This window comes from Micromonospora sp. CPCC 205546 (assembly GCF_036902715.1).
Classification (GTDB): domain Bacteria; phylum Actinomycetota; class Actinomycetes; order Mycobacteriales; family Micromonosporaceae; genus Micromonospora.
The window spans coordinates 25,681-44,517 of sequence record NZ_JBAKHL010000055.1; the positions used below are offsets into that span (position 1 = coordinate 25,681).

The window sequence follows — 18,837 nt, forward strand, 5'->3', positions numbered from 1 at the left end:
AAGGGTGGCCTTTTTTCTTGCCCGCAAACCGAGTTTGGTTCAGCCTGGCACCGATCTATTAGATAGGACATCGAACAGAGGAGAGCAACGATGAGCCAGCAGAAGCGTATTGAGACAGCCCTAGACATTGTGGTCCGCAGGCAGAAGGAACTTGACCGCCTGACAGCAGAGCTACGCAAGGTCCAAGGAGGGTGGAAGTATGACTACTTGTTTCCTCTGTCCTACTGAGGCAAGCGTTGTGGTGACGAACGCAGACGCGCAAGCGGAATTCTGTCAGGATCTCTTCAAGACGTGGGAGTTATGGTTAGTCATCTTCGGATGGTTACCGCAGGAGTGAAAAAGGGAGCCCTCAGATTGAGGGCTCCCTTTCTCGTCCGGAGTGATTGCAGAAGCACCCCGCCAGGGTGGATTCTCTCCGGAGTCTTCTTATGCTTCCTCGTCTGATTCCAGCAAGTGAGGACGCTTCTCAGCTATCCACGCTTCAACGTCAGTCTTTCGCCACACGTTACCCATGCGCAGTGTGGCGACAGGAGCCGGGAAGTCTCGACGGTTGATCAGGATGTACGCCCGTTGGCGGCTGATGCCAAGCCGCTCCTGAATCTCAGCCGCTCCCATCAGATCCACACAGACAGGCTAGGTCCGGTTGAGGTTGACATGTCCTAACTATCAGATGCCCTCCCTCACCTGCCTACGTCACGTAGGGTTGTCAGGACGCAACCCGCTGAGGACAGGAGGCAGCCAGTGAGGCAGGGACGGCTAGCGAGGCTCCTAGACAGGCTCAGAAGGCACAGGAGGCGTCAGGAGGCCTCATCTACCCACATAGGCGCAGCAACCCTCTACGGGGGCCGTACGGGTGCCTGGCTCAACGCAGGCCACAACCAGCGGGAGGGCTACTACAAGTGAGCCTGCCGGAGGTGGAGCCTGAGCCGCCCTTCCCCGTTCTGATGGCTGGCAACGTGGTCGACTTCCACAACCGCAACGTCTGCCGCCAGTGCCAGCCTGACGGCTCCTGCAAGCGCCTGGTGGAGGCGACAGCCACCCTCAACGCCTGGCGAGACAGGAAGAGCCGGTGAGGGCCGGAGACCTGCTATCGCTCACCAGGGCAGCAAGCCCACAGTTCGTCAGGCCTATCAGGGTTCGCCTCATCAGGGTCCTGACTGACCGGCACACGTACGAAGGGTGGACGTGGCTTGAGGCATACCAGCTAGACGCAAAAGGCAACGCCGTAGACCGCAGAGAGTTGTACGTCTTCAAGGAAGGCATTGAGTTCCTTCCACCAGCTAGACCACCTGCGGTACGTAAGCCGCTTGCGAGGCAGAGAGTCAAAGTGGGTTGACCTAGAAACACAGAAAGCCCCTAACCTTCATGCGAGGGTTAGGGGCTTCTGTTATGCACTGTGACTATTGATGTGGTCATCGAGTCTCTTACCCAGGAAATCAACCCTGTCGTGAAGAGATGATCCACCATTAGGATTTAGCTCCTTCTCGATCCTGGATAGCCGCTCAGGCACGCCAGGGATAGCAGAGCGACCAGGCCTAGCCGGCACGCCATACCAGTCTTCACGGAACTCATCGTTCTGTCTCGACAGCTTCCGTATTGGTCTGCCGATAAGCGTCACAAGCGTGATAACTGAGATCAGGACACCGAGCACAATGCTTGCAGCGATCCAAAATTCCATGCCCATAGGCCTTTCCCCCTCACAGGCTCCTAGGCCTTTAGTTCAAATAATCTCAAGCAGAAATCCATCTCACCGACATAGACGGCGCAGCGTAAGGCACATCAGGATATGTGGAAATACTTCCACCTGATGTTTGGTACGCCTGAAGCTCCACATAGTCACCAACGACCAGGCGAACAACAATCGTGCGGGCAGTCAGCAGAGTTTGACCACCAGGAGCCGGAGCCATGTTGGCACCTGAACTAGCAAGCTCAGATCCGTTCTTCATCCACTTGCACCAGCGGGCACCTGTGGCATTGGGACCAAACGACACAGCCCCGGACAACTGATAGTGCCCTGTTCTCTGTGCGGTATAGCGGCCTGTGTTGCTCGACGTGGAGTGTCCGCCGGCCGTGTCGAGATCTTCAGCGTCAAAGGTGATCGTTGTCCATGTTGCGTTAGCTAGCGATTGGGACACAGACTGACGAAGTTGCGCCAAAGGCACATTCACCAGAGGCGACACCACATCATTAACGTCGCTCGCAAGGAACTGAAAATCTTCAGGTGGATTCACGTTGTCTGTCGATGACGGGTAACGCAAACCTAAGGAAGTTGTCGGCATAGCTTTTATCCTCTCTGCCAAGAAATCGTCAAAGTAAAAGCAGGCGACCATTCGCCCCTGCCAGCGAAACGCACATACGGCGAACCGTCAGCCTCATAGAAGGCCAAACCGCCGGCTGTGCCATCCACCATCGCTTGCGCCCACGAATCGGGAATGGCGAAAGTGGTTGTGCTGCCAACAGCAAGGCTCGGTCCCGGGGTGGAACTACCTAACGTTGGAGCACCTGACGGCCTGGTTGTGTGAGTCATCAGACGCATCGTTGTCGCTTGCGGCGCATAGGTTCCCGCGCTAAGGCGCTTCACCTTGATAGTCGCGCTAGTGACCGTTGCCCCTTTAAGTGACTGAGCTTTGGTTCCGTAGAAAGCACAACCTGTGTGATTGCCCCATCCTCCGTACTGGCCCTGATAGACATCTGTGCTGTCGGTACGCCACCCGTAGGAGGGACGATAGGAGCGAGTCTCTACCGGGGAAATCACCAGACTACCTGACGTGACTACAGGCTTAGGGTTGGGAACGGTCGCATTGTCCAGGGTGTTAGCTGCTGCCGGATAGTGCCGTGAGGTGGCGAACCAGGAAGCCCCCACCTTGTGCACGAGCAGCACGTCACCAACAGCTCAGGCAGACATCTTCGCGTTGATACGGGCCGCCAGGTCCCCATGCCAGACGAGCCAGACGTGACACCCTCCCGTATCGGAAGGCTCAAAGTGCACCATATAACGGTCACTCTCAGTCATCGTCAGCTTTTCCCAGAGCTGATTTACCGCCTGCGGATTTCCCTCAAGCTGCTTCGCAGCAAAGATCTTCATCCCAGATTCGCGAAGCAGCTTACGACGATCGTTGGTGCCGGACTCATCCCAAAGCTGCCGGTAGGTCTTCCCGGTCGGAACGTACTTCCAACCCTCCGCACGGGAAGGCTGAGCGGCTAGCTCCTCTCGCTGTTGCTCAAGACTGGCATACATCTGCCGGAATTCAGCCGTACCCTTCTCGCCCCGGAACAGCCCTGCCGCTCGATCTTCCCTCAGTTCGCTCAAGCGCTCTTCAACCGCTGCGAGTTGCGTTGCAGTATCGTCGCCAGGCAGCCATATCCTTCGCATCACGTCCAGGTGACCTATCGTGGCGTAAATGCCATCGGCTACAGCTTGCTCAACCTGTTCAGCTCTAGGAGCGCCCGCAGCGCAGCCGTTCTTTAGCTTCGTACGCCCTGAGCAGCGGTAATAGCGGTATTCACGGCCTGGCTTCACCATCCAATGAAAGTGCATGGGTTCACCGCACTGAGGACAGGACGCCTCGCCGGACAGCAACGCATCAGGGGCGCTCCTGTGCTTGGGCCGCCTCGCACCGTTGATCGATTCCTGTAGCGTTGACCAGTCATCTTCAGAAATCAACGGCTTACCGCGTAGGACAGGGTTTCCGTCGTCATCCCTGACGATCTGCCGATTATCCGTCAGATAGCCCAGCAGTACGGGATTGGTGAGCATTCGCCGTAGCGTCATGTCGGTCCATGCTTGAGGAGGAAGGGGCTGCCCTGTGTCCTTGTCTTTGCGAGCCTCGCCCGTGTCGCGCATAGCGGAGTGATCTCTAGGAGACAGGATCTTTCTCGCGTTGAGATCTCTCGACACGCCGTTGATGCTCTCACCCGCAATGATCCGTTGCACTATCTCCCGCAGGATAGGAGCACTGACCGGATCGTGTTCTAGCTCCAACTGACCGCGTAGGGCACGCCGGTAGCCGTACGGCGTCAGGCCACCCGTGGAGCGCTTTTCTTTGCGGAGTCGCTTCACTCTCGACTGTGCACGGGATCTCATCCGGGAAAGCTCAGCGCGTGCCATCTCCGCTTTGATAACGAAGTTCAGGCGGAATCCATCTCCGTCCGCAGAGTCAAGCCGATCGTCATAGCCTAGGAGCCGGACTTCAGGCCGTACCTTCTTGCCTGTGTCAGGGTCCTTGCCCTCAATGATGTCCAAAATCGCCGCTGCGACGTTCAGCCCTTCACGGGATAGCCGGTCTACGTGCCATGTCACGAGCACGTCTGCGCGGCCCTCAACGGCGTCAGCGAGCCACGCACGGAACGCAGGACGGTCACGGACGCCACCAGACTGTCCGTCGTCCACGTGAAGCGCTACCTCTGTGAAGCCCCGGGCAGCACAGAGCGCCCGAAGATCATCAATCATGCCCTGCTTGGACAGGTTGCGATCGTCGGACGCTCTAGACAGCCGTACGTACAGGCTTGCGCGCGGGGGGTTACTCCTGCTCATGGCAGGAGACTAGACACCCTCAGGCGAGTTGTGCAACTATCTCGTCGGAGACGTCGAAGTTCGCATAGACGTTCTGCACGTCGTCGCAGTCCTCGAGGACGTCGATCAGCTTGAAGATCTTGCGGGCGCCCTCCTCGTCGAGGGGGACGTTGACGCTGGGGATCAGCGAGGACTCGGCCGACTCGTACTCGATGCCGGCGTCCTGCAGCGCGGTGCGCACCGCGATCAGGTCGGTCGGCTCGGAGACCACCTCGAACGCCTCGCCCAGGTCGTTGACCTCCTCGGCTCCGGCGTCGAGGACCGCCATCATCACGTCGTCCTCGGTGGTGCCCGCCTTGGGGACGAGCACCACTCCCTTGCGGGAGAACATGTAGGACACCGAGCCCGCGTCGGCCAGCGAGCCGCCGTTGCGGGTCAGGGCGGTGCGCACCTCGGTCGCCGCCCGGTTGCGGTTGTCGGTGAGGCACTCGATCAGCATCGCCACGCCGTTGGGGCCGTAGCCCTCGTACATGATGGTCTGCCAGTCGGCGCCGCCGGCCTCCAGGCCCGAGCCGCGCTTGACGGCGCGGTCGATGTTGTCGTTGGGGACCGAGTTCTTCTTCGCCTTCTGGATGGCGTCGTAGAGCGTCGGGTTGCCGGCCGGGTCACCGCCGCCGGTCCGCGCGGCGACCTCGACGTTCTTGATCAGCTTGGCGAACATCTTGCCGCGCTTGGCGTCGATGACCGCCTTCTTGTGCTTGGTCGTCGCCCACTTTGAGTGGCCGGACATCTGCTACCTCCGTTGCTACCCGCCGTCTGCATCGACCGACCGCGCACGCCCCGCCCCCGCCGGCGCACGCGGTGGTGCCGGTCAGCCCTGCGGGAAAGCCGTGACGGGCAGCTGGCCCCGCCGAATCTCGGCAATCCTACCGACGTGCGGCGGGTGGCTGTCACGCGCGGCACGGCGGCGGCCCGTCCCGAGCCGCCCGGACACCGACGACGGGGGCGGCCGGGCGCCCGTGCCCGGACCCGGGTGGACGGCGCGGGCGGGGCCCCTCCCGAGGGAGGAGACCCCGCCCGACGTGCCACGGGAGCGCTCAGCGCGCGGCGCGCACCAGCTCGACGAAGTACGCGTGCACCCGGACGTCGCCGGTCAGCTCCGGGTGGAACGAGGTGGCCAGCAGGTTGCCCTGCCGCACCGCCACCACGCGGCCGGCGCTGGGGCCCTCGGTCACCGTGCCCAGCACCTCGACGCCGTCGCCCACCCGCTCGACCCACGGCGCCCGGATGAACACGGCGTGGAACGGCCCGCCCTCGACGCCGGTGATCCCCACGGGCGCCTCGAACGAGTCGACCTGCCGGCCGAACGCGTTGCGCCGCACGGTCATCTCGATGCCGGCGAAGCCGCGCTGGTCGGGGCGGCCGTCGAGGACGTCCGTGGCCAGCATGATCATGCCGGCGCAGGAGCCGTAGACCGGCATGCCGTCGGCGATGCGCTTGTCGATCGGCTCGCGCAGCTCGAAGATGTCGGCGAGCTTGCTGATCGTGGTGGACTCGCCGCCGGGCACGACCAGCCCGTCCACCTCGTCCAGCTCCCGCGCACGGCGTACCGGGCGGGCGTCCGCGCCGGCCGCCGCCAGCGCGGCGACGTGCTCGCGGACGTCCCCCTGCAGGGCGAGCACACCGATCACGGGCGCGTCGCTCATGTCACCGTTCCTCTCGTCGACCTGCCGCGGTGGCCCCTGCGCCAGCCGGGGCGGGCGGAGGGGCGCTTCCTCACCAGCCGCGCTCGGCCAGGCGGTGCGGCTGCGGGATGTCGTCGACGTTGATGCCGACCATCGCCTCGCCGAGGCCACGGGAGACCTTCGCCAGCACGTCCGGGTCGTCGTGGAAGGTGGTGGCCTTCACGATCGCGGCGGCCCGCTGCGCCGGGTTGCCGGACTTGAAGATGCCGGAGCCGACGAAGACGCCCTCGGCGCCGAGCTGCATCATCATCGCGGCGTCGGCCGGGGTGGCGATCCCACCGGCGGTGAACAGCACCACCGGCAGCTTGCCGCTCTCGGCGACCTCCTTGACCAGCTCGTACGGCGCCTGGAGCTCCTTGGCGGCCACGTACAGCTCGTCGGCCGGCAGCGAGCTGAGCCGGCGGAGCTCCTGGCGGATCTTGCGCATGTGGGTGGTGGCGTTGGAGACGTCACCGGTGCCGGCCTCGCCCTTGGAGCGGATCATGGCCGCGCCCTCGGTGATCCGGCGCAGGGCCTCGCCGAGGTTGGTCGCCCCGCAGACGAAGGGCACGGTGAAGGCCCACTTGTCGATGTGGTTGGCGTAGTCGGCGGGGGTCAGCACCTCGGACTCGTCGACGTAGTCCACGCCGAGCGACTGGAGGATCTGGGCCTCCACGAAGTGGCCGATCCGGGCCTTGGCCATGACCGGGATGGAGACGGCGTTGATGATGCCGTCGATCATGTCGGGGTCGCTCATCCGGGACACCCCGCCCTGGGCGCGGATGTCGGCGGGCACCCGCTCGAGCGCCATCACCGCGACGGCGCCGGCGTCCTCGGCGATCTTGGCCTGCTCGGCGTTGACCACGTCCATGATCACGCCGCCCTTGAGCATCTCGGCCATGCCGCGCTTGACGCGGGCGGTGCCGGTGACGGGGCTGGCGCTAGCGTTCTGGGCAGTGGTGTCGGGCACGGGTCATCGCTCCTCGAACATGCTCGGGGGGTGGCTGCGGACGATGCTACGACGGTCCCAACGCCGATCCGACAGCCAATCAGGCCCACGGTGGACTGCACTGTGGCAGCCGTCACGGTCACCTGAGGCTTCCCGCCCGGCCCGCCCGGGGACGGGCGTGCGGTGCGTCCCCCGCCGGGCCCCGCGTCCGGTTGCCCTGCTCAGCCCGGCGGGCGCGCGTCCGGTTGCCCTGCTCAGCCGGCCGGGACGTCGGCCGGGACGGTTAGCGTGGGGTCGTCGATGTCGAAGTAGCGCGGCCACGGCTGCCGGCGTCCCATCCGCAACAGCCGCACCAGGGGACGCCCGCGCGCCGCCCGGGCGTCGCGGACCAGGTCGGTGTGCACCTGGCGGGCCAGGGCGAGGCGGCGGCTGGCGGCGATCACCGCCTCGCAGTCCGGATCCGCCGGGTCCAGTTCCACGGCCCGCAGCTGCCGGGTGAGGTCGTTCTCGGCGGCCTCCCGCTCGTCCGGCTCGGCGTCCAGCGCGATGCGCGCCGCCGCGTACAGCTCGACGCCGTAGCGGCGCTCGGCGAGGACCGCGGCGGCCGCCGCCCGGCGCAGCAGGTGGGCCTCCAGGGCGCGGGCCGCCAGCTCCGCCCGCGCGTGCAGGCGGCCGACCCGGCCGGCGGTCCAGACGAGGTACGCCACCACCAGCCCGACGACCAGGGCCGCGAGCACCCACCAGAAGCGCGACATCGTCAGTCCAGCCCCACCCATTCGGTGTCCATGACCCGCCCGTCGGTGGCCTCGATCGCCGCCGCGTACACCTCCAGCACCCGCCGGGCGACCACGGGCCAGTCGAAGGTGGCCACCACCTGGTCGCCGCAGGCGGTCAGCGTGGCCCGGGCGTCGGGGTCGTCGAGCAGGTCGGCCAGGGCGGTACGCAGCGCCGCCGCGTCCCCGGTCGGGAAGAGCCGGCCGGCCCGTCCCCCGTCCAGGACGCGGCGGAACGCGTCGAGGTCGCTGGCGACGACGGTCGTGCCCGCCGCGAGCGCCTCGGTCAGGATCATGCCGAACGACTCGCCACCGGTGTTCGGCGCCACGTAGAGGTGCACACTGCGCAGCATCCGCGCCTTGTCCTCCTCGGAGACCAGCCCGAGGAAGGTGACCCGGTCACGCAGGTCCGCCGGGAACCGCCCGAACAGGTCGTCGGCGTCGCCGGGACCGGCCACCAGCAGCCGCAGGCCGGGCCGCTGCCGGGCCAGCTCCACGAAGGCGTCCCGCAGGATCGGGAAGCCCTTGCGCGCCTCCGTGAACCGGCCGAGGAACCCGATCGCGCCGTCGCGGCCCGGCGGGCACTCCCCCGGCCAGCCCGACAGAGGCAGCGCGTGACTGAACTTCGCGACGGCCACCCCGTTGGGGATCTCCACCGCCCCGCCGTCCATGTGCTCGACCTGCACCTTGCGCGCCAGGGCGCTCACCGCGATCCGGGCGGTGATCCGCTCCAGCACGATCTGCAGCACGCCCTGCGCGGCGGCCAGCGCCCGCGACCGGGTCATCGCGGTGTGGAAGGTGGCCACCACGGGCCCCCGGGCGGAGAGCACGGCCAGCAGCGACAGGCTCAGCGTCAGCGGCTCGTGCACGTGCAGCACGTCGAACTCGCCCCGGATGATCCAGCGTCGCACCCGCGCGGTGGAGACCGGGCCGAAGGCGATGCGGGCCACCGAGCCGTTGTACGGCAGCGGCACGGCCCGCCCCGCCGGCACCACGTACGGCGGCAGCGGGGAGTCCTCGTCGGCCGGGGCGAGCACGCTCACCTCGTGCCCGAGCCCGATCAGCGCCTCGGCGAGGTCCATGACGTGGTTCTGCACCCCACCGGGCACGTCGAAGGAGTACGGGCACACGATGCCGATACGCACGTGTAAACGCCTCCCTCACGCCTGTCCGGCGGCCGGGGAGGGCAGGGCCGCGTCGCCGCCCGTGCCGTGCTGGTCCAGCCACATCCGCTGCAACATGTGCCAGTCTTCCGGATGCCGGGCGATGCCCGCCGCCAGACCGTCGGCGATCCGCTGGGTCAGCGACCGGACCCGCTGGTCGAGCGGCCCCTCCTCCGGGCCGGGCAGCGGCAGCGGTCCCTCGATCGACGCGCACGCGGCGTCCGCCTCGTACCACATGGAGGCGACGTAGAGGGGCGCTCCCGTGCGCAGCGCGAGCAGGGCCGGGCCGGGGGGCATCCGGGTGCGGTGGCCGAAGAACATGACCTCCACGCCCCGCGCGGAGAGGTCACGGTCGGCCAGCAGGGGCACCACCGTGCCGGCCCGGATCCGGTCGACCAACACGTCGAACGCGTTGCGCTCGCCGCCGTGGGTGGGCAGGATCTCCATGCCCAGGCTCCGGCGGAAGGCGAGGAACCGCTGGTAGACGCCCTCGGGCTTGAGCCGCTCCGCCACCGTGGTCATCGGCCAGCCGGTCGCCGCGACCCAGGCGCCGGCTGCGTCCCAGTTGCCGGCGTGCGGCAGCGCCACCACGGCGCCCCGCCCGGCCGCCACGTCGGCGGCGAGCTTCTCCTGGCCGTCGAGCCGGAAGCCGGCCAGGATCTGCGCCCGGCTGAGCGCGGGCAGCCGGAACGCCTCCAGCCAGTACCGGGCGTACGAGCGCAGGCCACGGCGGACCAACTCGTCGAGCTCGGCCTCCGGCAGGTCGGGTCCCACCACCCGGCGCAGGTTCGCGCGCAGTCGGGCCGTACCCGCGCCGCCGCGACGGTGGGCGCGGTCGGCGCCCGCCCGGAACGCCGCGGCCGTGACGGGCCGGGGCAGCGCGCGGATCACGCGCCACCCGGCGACGTAGCCGAGCTCGGTGAGGTTCACCGGCGCCGGCCCTCCGGCCCCGGCCGACCGGCGGGTGTCGCGCTCACCCCTGTCCGCCCGGGGTGTGCACCCGCTGGGCCTGGCGGTAGACGTGCGCCATCCGCTGCCCGACGGTGAAGATCGACACGGCGGCGAGCAGCCACAGCGCGATCTCCAGGGCGGGGTCGACGCCGACGCCGGTGAGCAGCCCGCCGACGCCGACGATGAGCAGCCGCTCGGTGCGCTCGGCGATGCCCACGTTGCAGGTCATGCCGAGCCCCTCGGCGCGGGCCTTGACGTAGGAGACCAGCCCGCCCGCGGCCAGGCAGAGCAGCGCGGCGGCGACGCCGGAATACTGGTGCTGGGTCGCCAGCCAGTAGGCCACCGCGCCGAAGACCGCGCTGTCGGCGACGCGGTCCATGCTCGAGTCGAGGAACGCCCCGAACTTCGTGGAGCCCCCGCTCATCCGGGCCATCGTCCCGTCGAGCAGGTCGGTGAGCGCGAAGAAGGTGACTATCAGGGCCCCGGCGACCAGATGACCACGGGCACCGAAGCCGAGCGCGCCGACGAGCACCCCGAGGGTGCCCGCCACGGTGACCGCGTTGGGAGTTACGCCCGCTCGTAGCAGGCGGCGTGCGACCGGCTCGACGACACGGGTCATCCCCGCGCGGGCCGACACTTGGAAGATCTTCGCCATGGCGGTCCCACGATAACGGTCCGCGTAGCGGCGGCGGTACGGCCGGTCAGACGACCCGCGGGGCGGAGTCTTGTGTCGGTCCGGGATCGGGTGTGAGATCGAGCAGGGACGTGAGCCAGCTCACCCACCCGCCCGTTGATTACCCGCGATCCGGCACGGCACCGGAGGATGTCGCCGCGGAACCCGACCGGGCCGCTTCCCCGTCGCGCGCGGCGGTCGCCACCAACCACGGCTGAGGGAGGTGCGCCCCATGGCGCAGAGGAGTCAGGACAGGGGGGCCGCCGGCGGCGCGCCGGTGGTGACCGAGCCCGGCATGATCCGCAACGTGGTGCTCGTCGGGCACTCGGGAGCGGGCAAGACGACGCTGGTCGAGGCCCTGCTCGCCGCGAGCGGCACCATCGCCCGGGCCGGTGACGTCGCCGCCGGCACCACCGTCTGCGACCACGACCCGGCAGCCGTACGTCAGCAGCGCTCGGTCAGCCTGGCCTGCGCCCCGCTGCTGCACGACGGGATCAAGGTCAACCTGCTCGACACCCCCGGCTACGCCGACTTCGTGGGCGAGCTGCGGGCCGGGCTGCGGGCCGCCGACGCGGCGCTGTTCGTGGTCTCCGCCGTCGACGGGATGGACGCGGCCACCGCCGCCCTCTGGGAGGAGTGCGCGGCGGTCGACATGCCCCGGGCCGTGGCCGTCGCCCGGCTGGACCACCCGCGCGCCGACTTCGACGAGGCCGTGGCGTTGTGCCAGCGGGTCTTCGGCGACAACGTGCTCCCGCTCTATCTGCCGATGCTCGGCGACGACGGGGTCTCCACCGTCGGCCTGCTCAGCCTGATCACCCGCCGGGTGTTCGACTACACCGCCGGCCTGCCGGCGGAGGTGCGCGAACCGGACCCCCAGCACCTGCCCGCCATCGTCGAGTCCCGCGACGAGCTGATCGAGGGGATCATCGCCGAGAGCGAGGACGAGTCCCTGATGGACCGCTACCTCTCCGGCGAGGAGATCGGCACCGACGTCCTCGTCGACGACCTGGAGAAGGCGGTCGCCCGCGGCCACTTCTACCCGGTGGTGCCGGTCTGCGCCGCGACCGGTGTGGGCCTGGACGCGCTACTGGAGGTGCTCACCGCCGGTTTCCCCTCGCCGCTGGAGCACGAGCTGCCCGCCGTCGCCGGGGTGGACGGCTCACCACGACCGCCGCTGACCTGCGACCCGGCCGGCCCGCTGGTCGCCGAGGTGGTCAAGACGACCGTCGACCGGCACGTCGGCCGGGTCTCCCTGGTGCGGGTCTTCTCCGGCACGCTGCGACCCGAGCAGACCGTGCACATCTGCGGGCACGGAATGGCCGAGCGGGGCCACCCCGACCACGACGCCGACGAGCGGGTCGGCCACATCTACACGCCGCTGGGCGCGAGCCTGCGCGAGGTGGACGCCTGCGTGGCCGGCGACATCTGCGCGCTCACCAAGTCGGCCAGCGCCGAGACCGGCGACACCATCTCCGCCAAGGACGACCCGCTGCTGATCGCCCCCTGGGAGATGCCCGAGCCGCTGCTGCCGGTGGCCGTCGTGGCCCACAGCCGCGCCGACGAGGACGCCCTCGCGCGCAACCTGACCCGCCTGGTCGCCGCCGACCCGACCCTGCGGCTGGAGCGCAACCCGGAGACCCACCAGCTGGTGCTCTGGTGCCTGGGCGAGGCGCACGCCGACGTGGTGCTGGAGCGCCTGCGCGCCGGCGGGGCGCAGCTGGACACCGAGCCGGTCAGGATCGCGCTGCGCGAGACGCTGACCGTGCCGGCCAGGGGGCACGGCCGGCACGTCAAGCAGTCCGGCGGCCACGGCCAGTACGCCGTCTGCGACATCGAGGTCGAGCCGCTGCCGCCCGGCGCCGGCTTCGAGTTCGTCGACCGGGTGGTCGGCGGGGCGGTGCCGCACCACTACGTGCCCTCGGTCGAGAAGGGCGTACGCGCCCAGATGGAGCGCGGCCTGGTCGCCGGCCACCCGGTGGTGGACCTGCGGGTGACCCTCGTCGACGGCAAGGCGCACAGCGTCGACTCCTCCGACGCGGCCTTCCAGACCGCCGGGGCGCTGGCGCTGCGCGACGCCGCCGGGAAGGGCCAGCCGGCGCTGCTGGAGCCGGTCGACGAGGTGCTTATCCGGGTGCCCGACTCCTCGGTGGGCGCGGTGCTGGGCGATCTGTCCGGCCGGCGGGGCCGGGTGCTCGGCACCGAGGCGGACCCCGAGGTCGAGGGACGTAGCGTCGTCCGCGCCGAGGTGCCCGCCACGGAACTGCTCCGCTACGCCGTCGAGCTGCGCTCGATGACGTCGGGCACGGGCACGTTCCGCCGCCACTTCCTCCGCTACGACCCGATGCCCACCCACCTGGCCGACCAACTCCGCCAGCACACCACCCCCCACCCCTGACACTCCCCTCCTCGCCCCCTGGGGTGGGGTGGGGTGGGTCAGGGGCGGGCGGTGGGGGGCGTCGGGCTCGGCCAGTAGGGGCGGTCGGCTTCGCGCAGGGCGGCCGACCGCAGCGCCGCCAGTTGGCGTTCCACCTCGGCGAACTGGTCGGCCGGCAACGGACCCCGGTCCAGGGCGCCGGCGTTCTCGGCCACCTGCGCCACGGTGCGGCAGCCGGGAATCGGGACCGTACGGTCGCTGCGCGCCCAGAGCCACCCGAGCGCGCCCTGCGCGAGGGTGCGCCCGTCGGCGGTCAACGCCGCCCGTGCGGCCGTGACGCGGCGCAGCCACTCCGGCGCCGGCCGCCCGCCCCGGAACCACTCCAACCAGCCTGGGGCGAGCCCGCGTACGTCGTCGCGGGGCAGCGTGGAGCCGGCCGTGTACTTGCCGGAGAGCAGCCCCATCCCCAGCGGCCCCCGGTTGACGCTGGCCAGGTCGTACTTGTCGCAGACAGCGAGCAGTTCGGGGGCGTCGCGCAGCACCGACAGCGTGTGCTGCACGGCGGTGGCGTGCGGGGCGCCCCGGCCGAACGCGGCGGCCCGCTCGGGGCGGTCGGTGCTCCAGCCGTACGCCCGGATCAGCCCTTCGGCGACCAGGTCCTCCAGGGTGCCCACGAGCGCCTCGGCCCGAGGCACCGACAGGTCCGCCAGGTGCAGTTGGTAGAGGTCGATCCGGTCGGTGCCGAGCCGGCGCAGCGACCGCGTGACGGCCTGCCGCAGGTACGCCGGGGAGGCGTCCTCGCCGGTCGCCTGGCGGGTGGCCTCGTCGAAGGTGTAGCCCCACTTGGTGGCGATCACCGCCTCGTCGCGCCGGTCGGCGAGGGCCCGGCCGAGCACCCGCTCCCCGTGCCCGGCCCCGTAGGTGTCGGCGGTGTCGAAGAGCGTCACCCCGAGGTCGAGCGCGTGCCGGATCGCGCGGACCGACTCGTCGTCGTCGACGGCGCCCCAGCCCAGCGGCTGGGTGCCCTCGGCCCAGGGCCCGCCGATCGCCCAGCACCCCATGCCGAGGGCGCTGACCTCGATGCCGCTGCGGCCCAACGTGCGCGTCGTCAATGCCATCGCCAGATCGTGTCACCTCGCGCCCCGCCCCGGGGCGGGAAGTTCACCGACGACACGGCCGTCCGCGTCGTCGACCGTCGCGGACGTGGCGGGCAGGCCCCCGACACGGTGGAGCCGCCCACCGCCCCGGCGCCGGGGAGAGGCCCCCGCGCGGGCGGGCCGGACGACGCCCCGGCCGCCGGGCCGGACGTGGCGGGACGGTCAGCTCGGCCAGACCCGGGTGAACAGGTCGCGGGTGTCGGCGAGCAGTTGCGGCAGGACCTTCGTCTGCCCGATCACGGGCATGAAGTTGGCGTCCCCGCCCCAGCGGGGCACCACGTGCTGGTGCAGGTGCGCGGCGATCCCCGCGCCGGCCACCCCGCCCTGGTTCATGCCCAGGTTGAACCCGTGCGCGTTGCTCACCTTGCGCACCACCCGCATGGCGGTCTGGGTGAACGCCGCCAGCTCGGTGGTCTCGGGCAGGTCCAGCTCCGTGTAGTCGGCCACGTGCCGGTAGGGGCAGACCAGCAGGTGGCCGGGGTTGTAGGGATAGAGGTTGAGCACCGCGAACACGTGCTCGCCCCGGGCCACCACCAGGCTCTCCTGCGGCGGCAGCCCCGGGGCCCGGCAGAACGGGCAGCCGGCGGGCCGCTCGTAGCCGCCCTCGGGACGGTCCTCCCCCGAGATGTAGGTCATCCGGTGCGGAGTCCAGAGCCGCTCCAGGCCGTCGGCCATGCCGCTGTCCATGTGCCGTTCCACCCCAGTCACGCCACCGATCCTACGTTCCCGGCGGCGGGCGCCCCGGACGCCGTACGCCGGCGGGCGCCCGACCCCGACGCCCCCTGCGGCCCGGGCCGCGTTCAGGGGGACGGATAGGGGGTGAAGGTTCTTGACGAACTGATGAACATGAATGAAGAATCCCATCCACATACATCACCCCCTGTCGATGGGAGCCCATCGTGAGAACCGCATTCCGCCGGATCGGCCGGGCCTTCGCCGCCTGTACCCTCGCCGCGGTCACCACCCTCGTCGGGGTGGTGGCGACGAGCAGCGCGGCACAGGCCGACGGCTGCTACACCTGGGGACGCGTCCTGACGCAGGGGGCGACCGGCGAGGACGTCCGGCAGCTGCAGATCCGGCTCGCCGGCTACCCCGGCTACAACGCGGTGCTCTCTCTCGACGGGTCGTTCGGCCCGGCCACCCGCTCCGCCCTGATCCGCTTCCAGCAGGCGTACGGCCTGAGCGCCGACGGCGCGGCCGGACCGCAGACCTTCAGCACGCTCTACGCGCTGCAGGACGACGACTGCACCCCGGTCAACTTCACCTACGCCGAGCTGAACCGGTGCAACAGCACCTGGTCCGGCGGCGCGGTCTCCGCGAGCACCGCCCGCTTCAACGCGCTGGTGTCGATGTGGAAGCTCCAGGCCATGCGGAAGGCCCTCGGCAGCGTGTCGATCAACATCAGCAGCGGCTTCCGCAGCTACTCGTGCAACAGCGCGGTCGGCGGCGCCTCCAACAGCCGGCACCTCTACGGCGACGGCGTCGACCTGGTCGGGTCGCCCTCGTTCTGCCGGCTCGCCCAGCAGGCCCGCTACCACGGCTTCGGCAACATCCTCGGCCCCGGCTACCCGGGTCACAACGACCACACCCACGTCGGGGCGGTCGGTGGCTGGTCCGCGCCGAGCTGCGGGATCTGACACCTGACGACCTGACGACGAAGGCCCCCCGCACCGCGGGGGGCCTTCGGTGCGTGGCGCGTCAGGCGGCGGACGGGCCGACGTTGGTCCGGGACCCGACCACGTCGAGCACGTGGGCCACGGCGTCGGCGACGGGCACCCCGTTGCGCTGCGAGCCGTCCCGGTAGCGGAACGACACGGTGCCGGCGGCCACGTCGTCGTCGCCGGCGATCACCATGAACGGGATCTTCTGCTGCTGGGCGGTGCGGATCTTCTTCTGCATCCGGTCGTCGCCCGCGTCGACCTGGGCGCGGACGCCCTCGGCGCGCAGCGCGGCGACGAAGCCGTGCAGGTAGTCCGTGTGGTCCTCGCGGATCGGGATGCCGACCACCTGCACCGGCGCCAGCCAGGCCGGGAAGGCGCCCGCGTAGTGCTCGGTCAGCACCCCGAAGAAGCGCTCGATCGAGCCGAAGAGCGCCCGGTGGATCATCACCGGCCGCTGCCGGGTGCCGTCGGCCGCCTGGAACTCCAGCCCGAAGCGCTCCGGCAGGTTGAAGTCGACCTGGATGGTGGACATCTGCCAGGTCCGGCCGATGGCGTCCTTGGCCTGCACGGAGATCTTCGGGCCGTAGAAGGCCGCCCCACCGGGGTCGGGCACCAGGTCCAGCCCGGACTCCTCGGCGGCGGAGCGCAGTGCCTCGGTGGCCCGCTCCCAGTTCTCGTCGGTGCCGACCGACTTCTCCGGGTTGCGGGTGGACAGCTCCAGGTAGAAGTCGTCCAGGCCGTAGTCGCGCAGCAGGTCCAGCACGAACGACAGCAGCGACTTGAGCTCGCCCGCCATCTGCTCCTGCGTGCAGTAGATGTGCGCGTCGTCCTGGGTCATGCCGCGTACCCGGGTCAGGCCGTGCACCACGCCGGACTTCTCGAACCGGTAGACCGAGCCGAACTCGAACAGCCGCAGCGGCAGTTCCCGGTAGGACCGTCCCCGGGACCGGAAGATCAGGTTGTGGAAGGGGCAGTTCATCGGCTTCAGGTAGTAGTTCGCCCCCTCCATCTCCATGGGCGGGTACATGCCGTCGGCGTACCACTGGAGGTGCCCGGAGGTCTCGAAGAGCTGCGCCTTGGTGATGTGCGGGGTGTTGACGAACTCGTAGCCCGCCTCCTCGTGCCGGCGGCGCGAGTAGTTCTCCAGCTCCCGGCGGATGATGCCGCCCTTGGGGTGGAAGACCGCCAGGCCGGAGCCGATCTCGTCGGGGAAGCTGAACAGGTCCAGGTCCGCGCCGAGCTTGCGGTGGTCGCGCCGGGCGGCCTCCTCCAGCAGCTTCAGGTACGCCTTCAGCTCGTCGCGGGTCGGCCAGGCGGTCCCGTAGACCCGCTGGAGCTGCGGGTTCTTCTCCGACCCGCGCCAGTACGCGGCGGCCGAGCGCATCAGCCTGAACGCGCCGATGAGCCGGGTGTTCGGCAGGTGCGGGCCCCGGCACAGGTCCGACCAGCAGACCTTGTCCTCGTTGGCGGCGAGGTTGTCGTAGATGGTCAGTTCGCCGCCGCCCACCTCCATCACCTCGGAGGTGTCCAGCCCCTCACCCTTGACGTCGATCAGCTCCAGCTTGAACGGCTCGGCGGCCAGCTCGGCCTTCGCCTCGTCCAGGCTGCCGAAGCGCCGGCGGCGGAACCGCTGGCCGGACTTGACGATCTCCTGCATCCGCTTCTCGAGCTTGGCGAGATCGTCCGGCTGGAACGGCTTGTCGACCGCGAAGTCGTAGTAGAAGCCGTTCTCGATGGGCGGGCCGATGCCGAGCTTGGCCTCCGGGAAGACGTCCTGCACGGCCTGGGCGAGCACGTGCGCGCAGGAGTGCCGCAGCACGTCGAGCCCGTCCGGCGAGTCGAGGCTGACCGGCTCGACCTCGGTGTCGGCCTGCGGGGCCCAGTCCAGGTCGCGCAGCTGGCCCTGCGGGTCGCGGACCACCACGATCGCCTTCGGGCCGGACGCGGGCAGACCGGCCGCGGCCACCGCGTCGGCCGCCGTGGTCCCGGCGGCGACGACGACGGGGTCGGCCACGGCGGGGGTACGGGGTGCGGACACGGTGACTCCTCCAGCAGACGGCACGGATGACGCCGAACGTTCGGCTCCTGCGATGCTATCGGTCGCCCCCGCCGACGCGGTCGCCGACGCCACCGCCCCCGGGGTCCGTGGGACGGGCGCCGTCCCGCCGGCATCCGGGAGTGGCCGACCGCGTCGGGCCCGGCCGGCGTCCTGAGCCGTGCGTTGAACCTTTCCGACCCCGCATCCGAACTACCCGGTGTGGCCGGAACCGGTGCCGGCCCCCGTGGAGACGGATGGGACCGACGATGGCGACGATGCACGGTGTGCGGCCCCGGCGCCGGGCCGCGATGGTGGCCGTCCTGATGGCGGCCGGGGTGCTGGCCTGGCCCGCCCCGGCGTACGCGGCCGACGTGACGACCAACCCGACGCGGGCGCGGCAGGGCGGTTCGGTGAAGCTGGAGTTCGTGGTTCCCGACGAGTTGCCGGGCGCCCGCGCCGAACGGATCGAGATCCGGCTGCCGGCCGACGCCCCGATCGCCGAGGTCTACCCGATGTCGGTGCCCGGCTGGGCGCCGCGGATCACCTCCCGCACGCTCGACCAGCCGCTGGCCGGCATCCACTCGTCCCGGGTCGATCAGGTCACCAGCGCGGTGACCTGGGTCCGGATGCCCGGCACGACCCCCGGCCCGGCCCGGCTCACCCTGTCCATGGGGCCGCTGCCGCAGGCCGACCGGCTCACCTTCGAGGTGGTGCGCACGTACGCCGACGGCACGGTGGTGCGCTGGGCGGGGCCGACCGGGGCCCGGCGGGCGCCGGTGCTCGCCCTGCTGCCTCCGGCCCCCGGCGGCGCGGCGGCCGGGCACGGCGGGCACGGCGCCGCCCCGGCAGCCGGGGCGGCCG

17 protein-coding genes are annotated in these 18,837 nt (G+C 69.8%); 4 read left to right on the forward strand and 13 right to left on the reverse strand.

What is annotated here, in order from left to right; all coding sequences use genetic code 11:
- Positions 1–426: 426 nt before the first annotated feature.
- Complete coding sequence (locus tag V6U77_RS22845; protein ID WP_334608679.1) at positions 427–615, reverse strand: helix-turn-helix transcriptional regulator; 189 nt, start codon at positions 613–615, stop codon at positions 427–429.
- Positions 616–944: 329 nt separating this feature from the next.
- Here V6U77_RS22845 and V6U77_RS22850 point away from each other — a divergent pair, with 329 nt between their 5' ends.
- Complete coding sequence (locus V6U77_RS22850; RefSeq protein WP_334608663.1) at positions 945–1,073, forward strand: hypothetical protein; 129 nt, start codon at positions 945–947, stop codon at positions 1,071–1,073.
- A gap of 657 nt (positions 1,074–1,730) precedes the next feature.
- On the opposite strand, the gene V6U77_RS22855 is transcribed toward V6U77_RS22850, so the two are convergent.
- The 9 genes from V6U77_RS22855 to pgsA all read right to left on the reverse strand — a co-directional run bounded on the left by V6U77_RS22855 (position 1,731) and on the right by pgsA (position 10,728).
- Entirely contained in the window at positions 1,731–2,330 is a 600-nt protein-coding gene (locus tag V6U77_RS22855) for a hypothetical protein (RefSeq protein ID WP_334608664.1), read from the reverse strand.
- Between the two features lie 563 nt (positions 2,331–2,893).
- Positions 2,894–4,534 (reverse strand): recombinase family protein, encoded by a 1,641-nt coding sequence (locus tag V6U77_RS22860; RefSeq protein WP_334608665.1) that lies wholly within the window; start codon positions 4,532–4,534, stop codon positions 2,894–2,896.
- A gap of 19 nt (positions 4,535–4,553) precedes the next feature.
- A complete protein-coding gene (locus tag V6U77_RS22865; protein ID WP_334608666.1) occupies positions 4,554–5,303 on the reverse strand; it encodes a YebC/PmpR family DNA-binding transcriptional regulator in 750 nt (249 codons plus the stop codon).
- A gap of 307 nt (positions 5,304–5,610) precedes the next feature.
- A complete protein-coding gene (gene pdxT / locus V6U77_RS22870) occupies positions 5,611–6,219 on the reverse strand; it encodes a pyridoxal 5'-phosphate synthase glutaminase subunit PdxT (protein ID WP_334608667.1) in 609 nt (202 codons plus the stop codon).
- A 70-nt stretch (positions 6,220–6,289) separates the two neighbouring features.
- On the reverse strand, positions 6,290–7,207 hold the full coding sequence (pdxS, locus tag V6U77_RS22875; RefSeq protein WP_334608668.1) for a pyridoxal 5'-phosphate synthase lyase subunit PdxS: 918 nt from the start codon (positions 7,205–7,207) through the stop codon (positions 6,290–6,292).
- A 233-nt stretch (positions 7,208–7,440) separates the two neighbouring features.
- Positions 7,441–7,941 carry a hypothetical protein gene (locus tag V6U77_RS22880; RefSeq protein WP_334608669.1) on the reverse strand — a complete coding sequence of 167 codons (501 nt, stop codon included), beginning with the start codon at positions 7,939–7,941 and terminating at the stop codon, positions 7,441–7,443.
- Positions 7,942–7,943: 2 nt separating this feature from the next.
- Positions 7,944–9,104, reverse strand: coding sequence for a glycosyltransferase family 4 protein (locus V6U77_RS22885; protein WP_334608670.1), 1,161 nt, complete (start codon positions 9,102–9,104; stop codon positions 7,944–7,946).
- Between the two features lie 15 nt (positions 9,105–9,119).
- The gene (locus tag V6U77_RS22890) at positions 9,120–10,052 is read right to left on the reverse strand and encodes a phosphatidylinositol mannoside acyltransferase (protein WP_334608671.1); all 933 of its coding nucleotides are present in this window, start codon (positions 10,050–10,052) and stop codon (positions 9,120–9,122) included.
- A 43-nt stretch (positions 10,053–10,095) separates the two neighbouring features.
- The gene (gene pgsA / locus V6U77_RS22895) at positions 10,096–10,728 is read right to left on the reverse strand and encodes a phosphatidylinositol phosphate synthase (RefSeq protein WP_334608672.1); all 633 of its coding nucleotides are present in this window, start codon (positions 10,726–10,728) and stop codon (positions 10,096–10,098) included.
- Positions 10,729–10,978: 250 nt separating this feature from the next.
- Here pgsA and V6U77_RS22900 point away from each other — a divergent pair, with 250 nt between their 5' ends.
- Positions 10,979–13,141 carry an elongation factor G-like protein EF-G2 gene (locus V6U77_RS22900; protein ID WP_334608674.1) on the forward strand — a complete coding sequence of 721 codons (2,163 nt, stop codon included), beginning with the start codon at positions 10,979–10,981 and terminating at the stop codon, positions 13,139–13,141.
- 38 nt (positions 13,142–13,179) lie between these two features.
- Here the strand turns inward: V6U77_RS22900 and V6U77_RS22905 are convergent, their stop codons facing one another.
- Positions 13,180–14,238 (reverse strand): aldo/keto reductase, encoded by a 1,059-nt coding sequence (locus V6U77_RS22905; RefSeq protein WP_334608675.1) that lies wholly within the window; start codon positions 14,236–14,238, stop codon positions 13,180–13,182.
- Positions 14,239–14,439: 201 nt separating this feature from the next.
- Positions 14,440–14,952, reverse strand: coding sequence for an HIT family protein (locus V6U77_RS22910; RefSeq protein ID WP_334608680.1), 513 nt, complete (start codon positions 14,950–14,952; stop codon positions 14,440–14,442).
- 224 nt (positions 14,953–15,176) lie between these two features.
- Between V6U77_RS22910 and V6U77_RS22915 the strand changes: the two genes are divergently transcribed.
- Positions 15,177–15,914, forward strand: a complete 738-nt coding sequence (locus V6U77_RS22915) for a D-Ala-D-Ala carboxypeptidase family metallohydrolase (RefSeq protein WP_334608676.1) — start codon at positions 15,177–15,179, stop codon at positions 15,912–15,914.
- A 61-nt stretch (positions 15,915–15,975) separates the two neighbouring features.
- On the opposite strand, the gene thrS is transcribed toward V6U77_RS22915, so the two are convergent.
- Positions 15,976–17,976, reverse strand: coding sequence for a threonine--tRNA ligase (gene thrS / locus V6U77_RS22920; RefSeq protein WP_334608677.1), 2,001 nt, complete (start codon positions 17,974–17,976; stop codon positions 15,976–15,978).
- 266 nt (positions 17,977–18,242) lie between these two features.
- Here thrS and V6U77_RS22925 point away from each other — a divergent pair.
- A partial coding sequence (locus V6U77_RS22925; RefSeq protein WP_334608678.1) for a DUF1775 domain-containing protein occupies positions 18,243–18,837 on the forward strand: 595 nt, incomplete at its 3' end.

Bases quoted from the DNA above. Each gene is read 5' to 3' on its own strand.
- V6U77_RS22845 (WP_334608679.1), bottom strand. From the start codon at position 615: ATGGGAGCGGCTGAGATTCAGGAGCGGCTTGGCATCAGCCGCCAACGG.
- V6U77_RS22850 (WP_334608663.1), top strand. From the start codon at position 945: ATGGCTGGCAACGTGGTCGACTTCCACAACCGCAACGTCTGCCGCCAG.
- V6U77_RS22855 (WP_334608664.1), bottom strand. From the start codon at position 2,330: ATGGTCGCCTGCTTTTACTTTGACGATTTCTTGGCAGAGAGGATAAAA.
- V6U77_RS22860 (WP_334608665.1), bottom strand. From the start codon at position 4,534: ATGAGCAGGAGTAACCCCCCGCGCGCAAGCCTGTACGTACGGCTGTCT.
- V6U77_RS22865 (WP_334608666.1), bottom strand. From the start codon at position 5,303: ATGTCCGGCCACTCAAAGTGGGCGACGACCAAGCACAAGAAGGCGGTC.
- pdxT (WP_334608667.1), bottom strand. From the start codon at position 6,219: ATGAGCGACGCGCCCGTGATCGGTGTGCTCGCCCTGCAGGGGGACGTC.
- V6U77_RS22880 (WP_334608669.1), bottom strand. From the start codon at position 7,941: ATGTCGCGCTTCTGGTGGGTGCTCGCGGCCCTGGTCGTCGGGCTGGTG.
- pgsA (WP_334608672.1), bottom strand. From the start codon at position 10,728: ATGGCGAAGATCTTCCAAGTGTCGGCCCGCGCGGGGATGACCCGTGTC.
- V6U77_RS22900 (WP_334608674.1), top strand. From the start codon at position 10,979: ATGGCGCAGAGGAGTCAGGACAGGGGGGCCGCCGGCGGCGCGCCGGTG.
- V6U77_RS22905 (WP_334608675.1), bottom strand. From the start codon at position 14,238: ATGGCATTGACGACGCGCACGTTGGGCCGCAGCGGCATCGAGGTCAGC.
- V6U77_RS22910 (WP_334608680.1), bottom strand. From the start codon at position 14,952: ATGGCCGACGGCCTGGAGCGGCTCTGGACTCCGCACCGGATGACCTAC.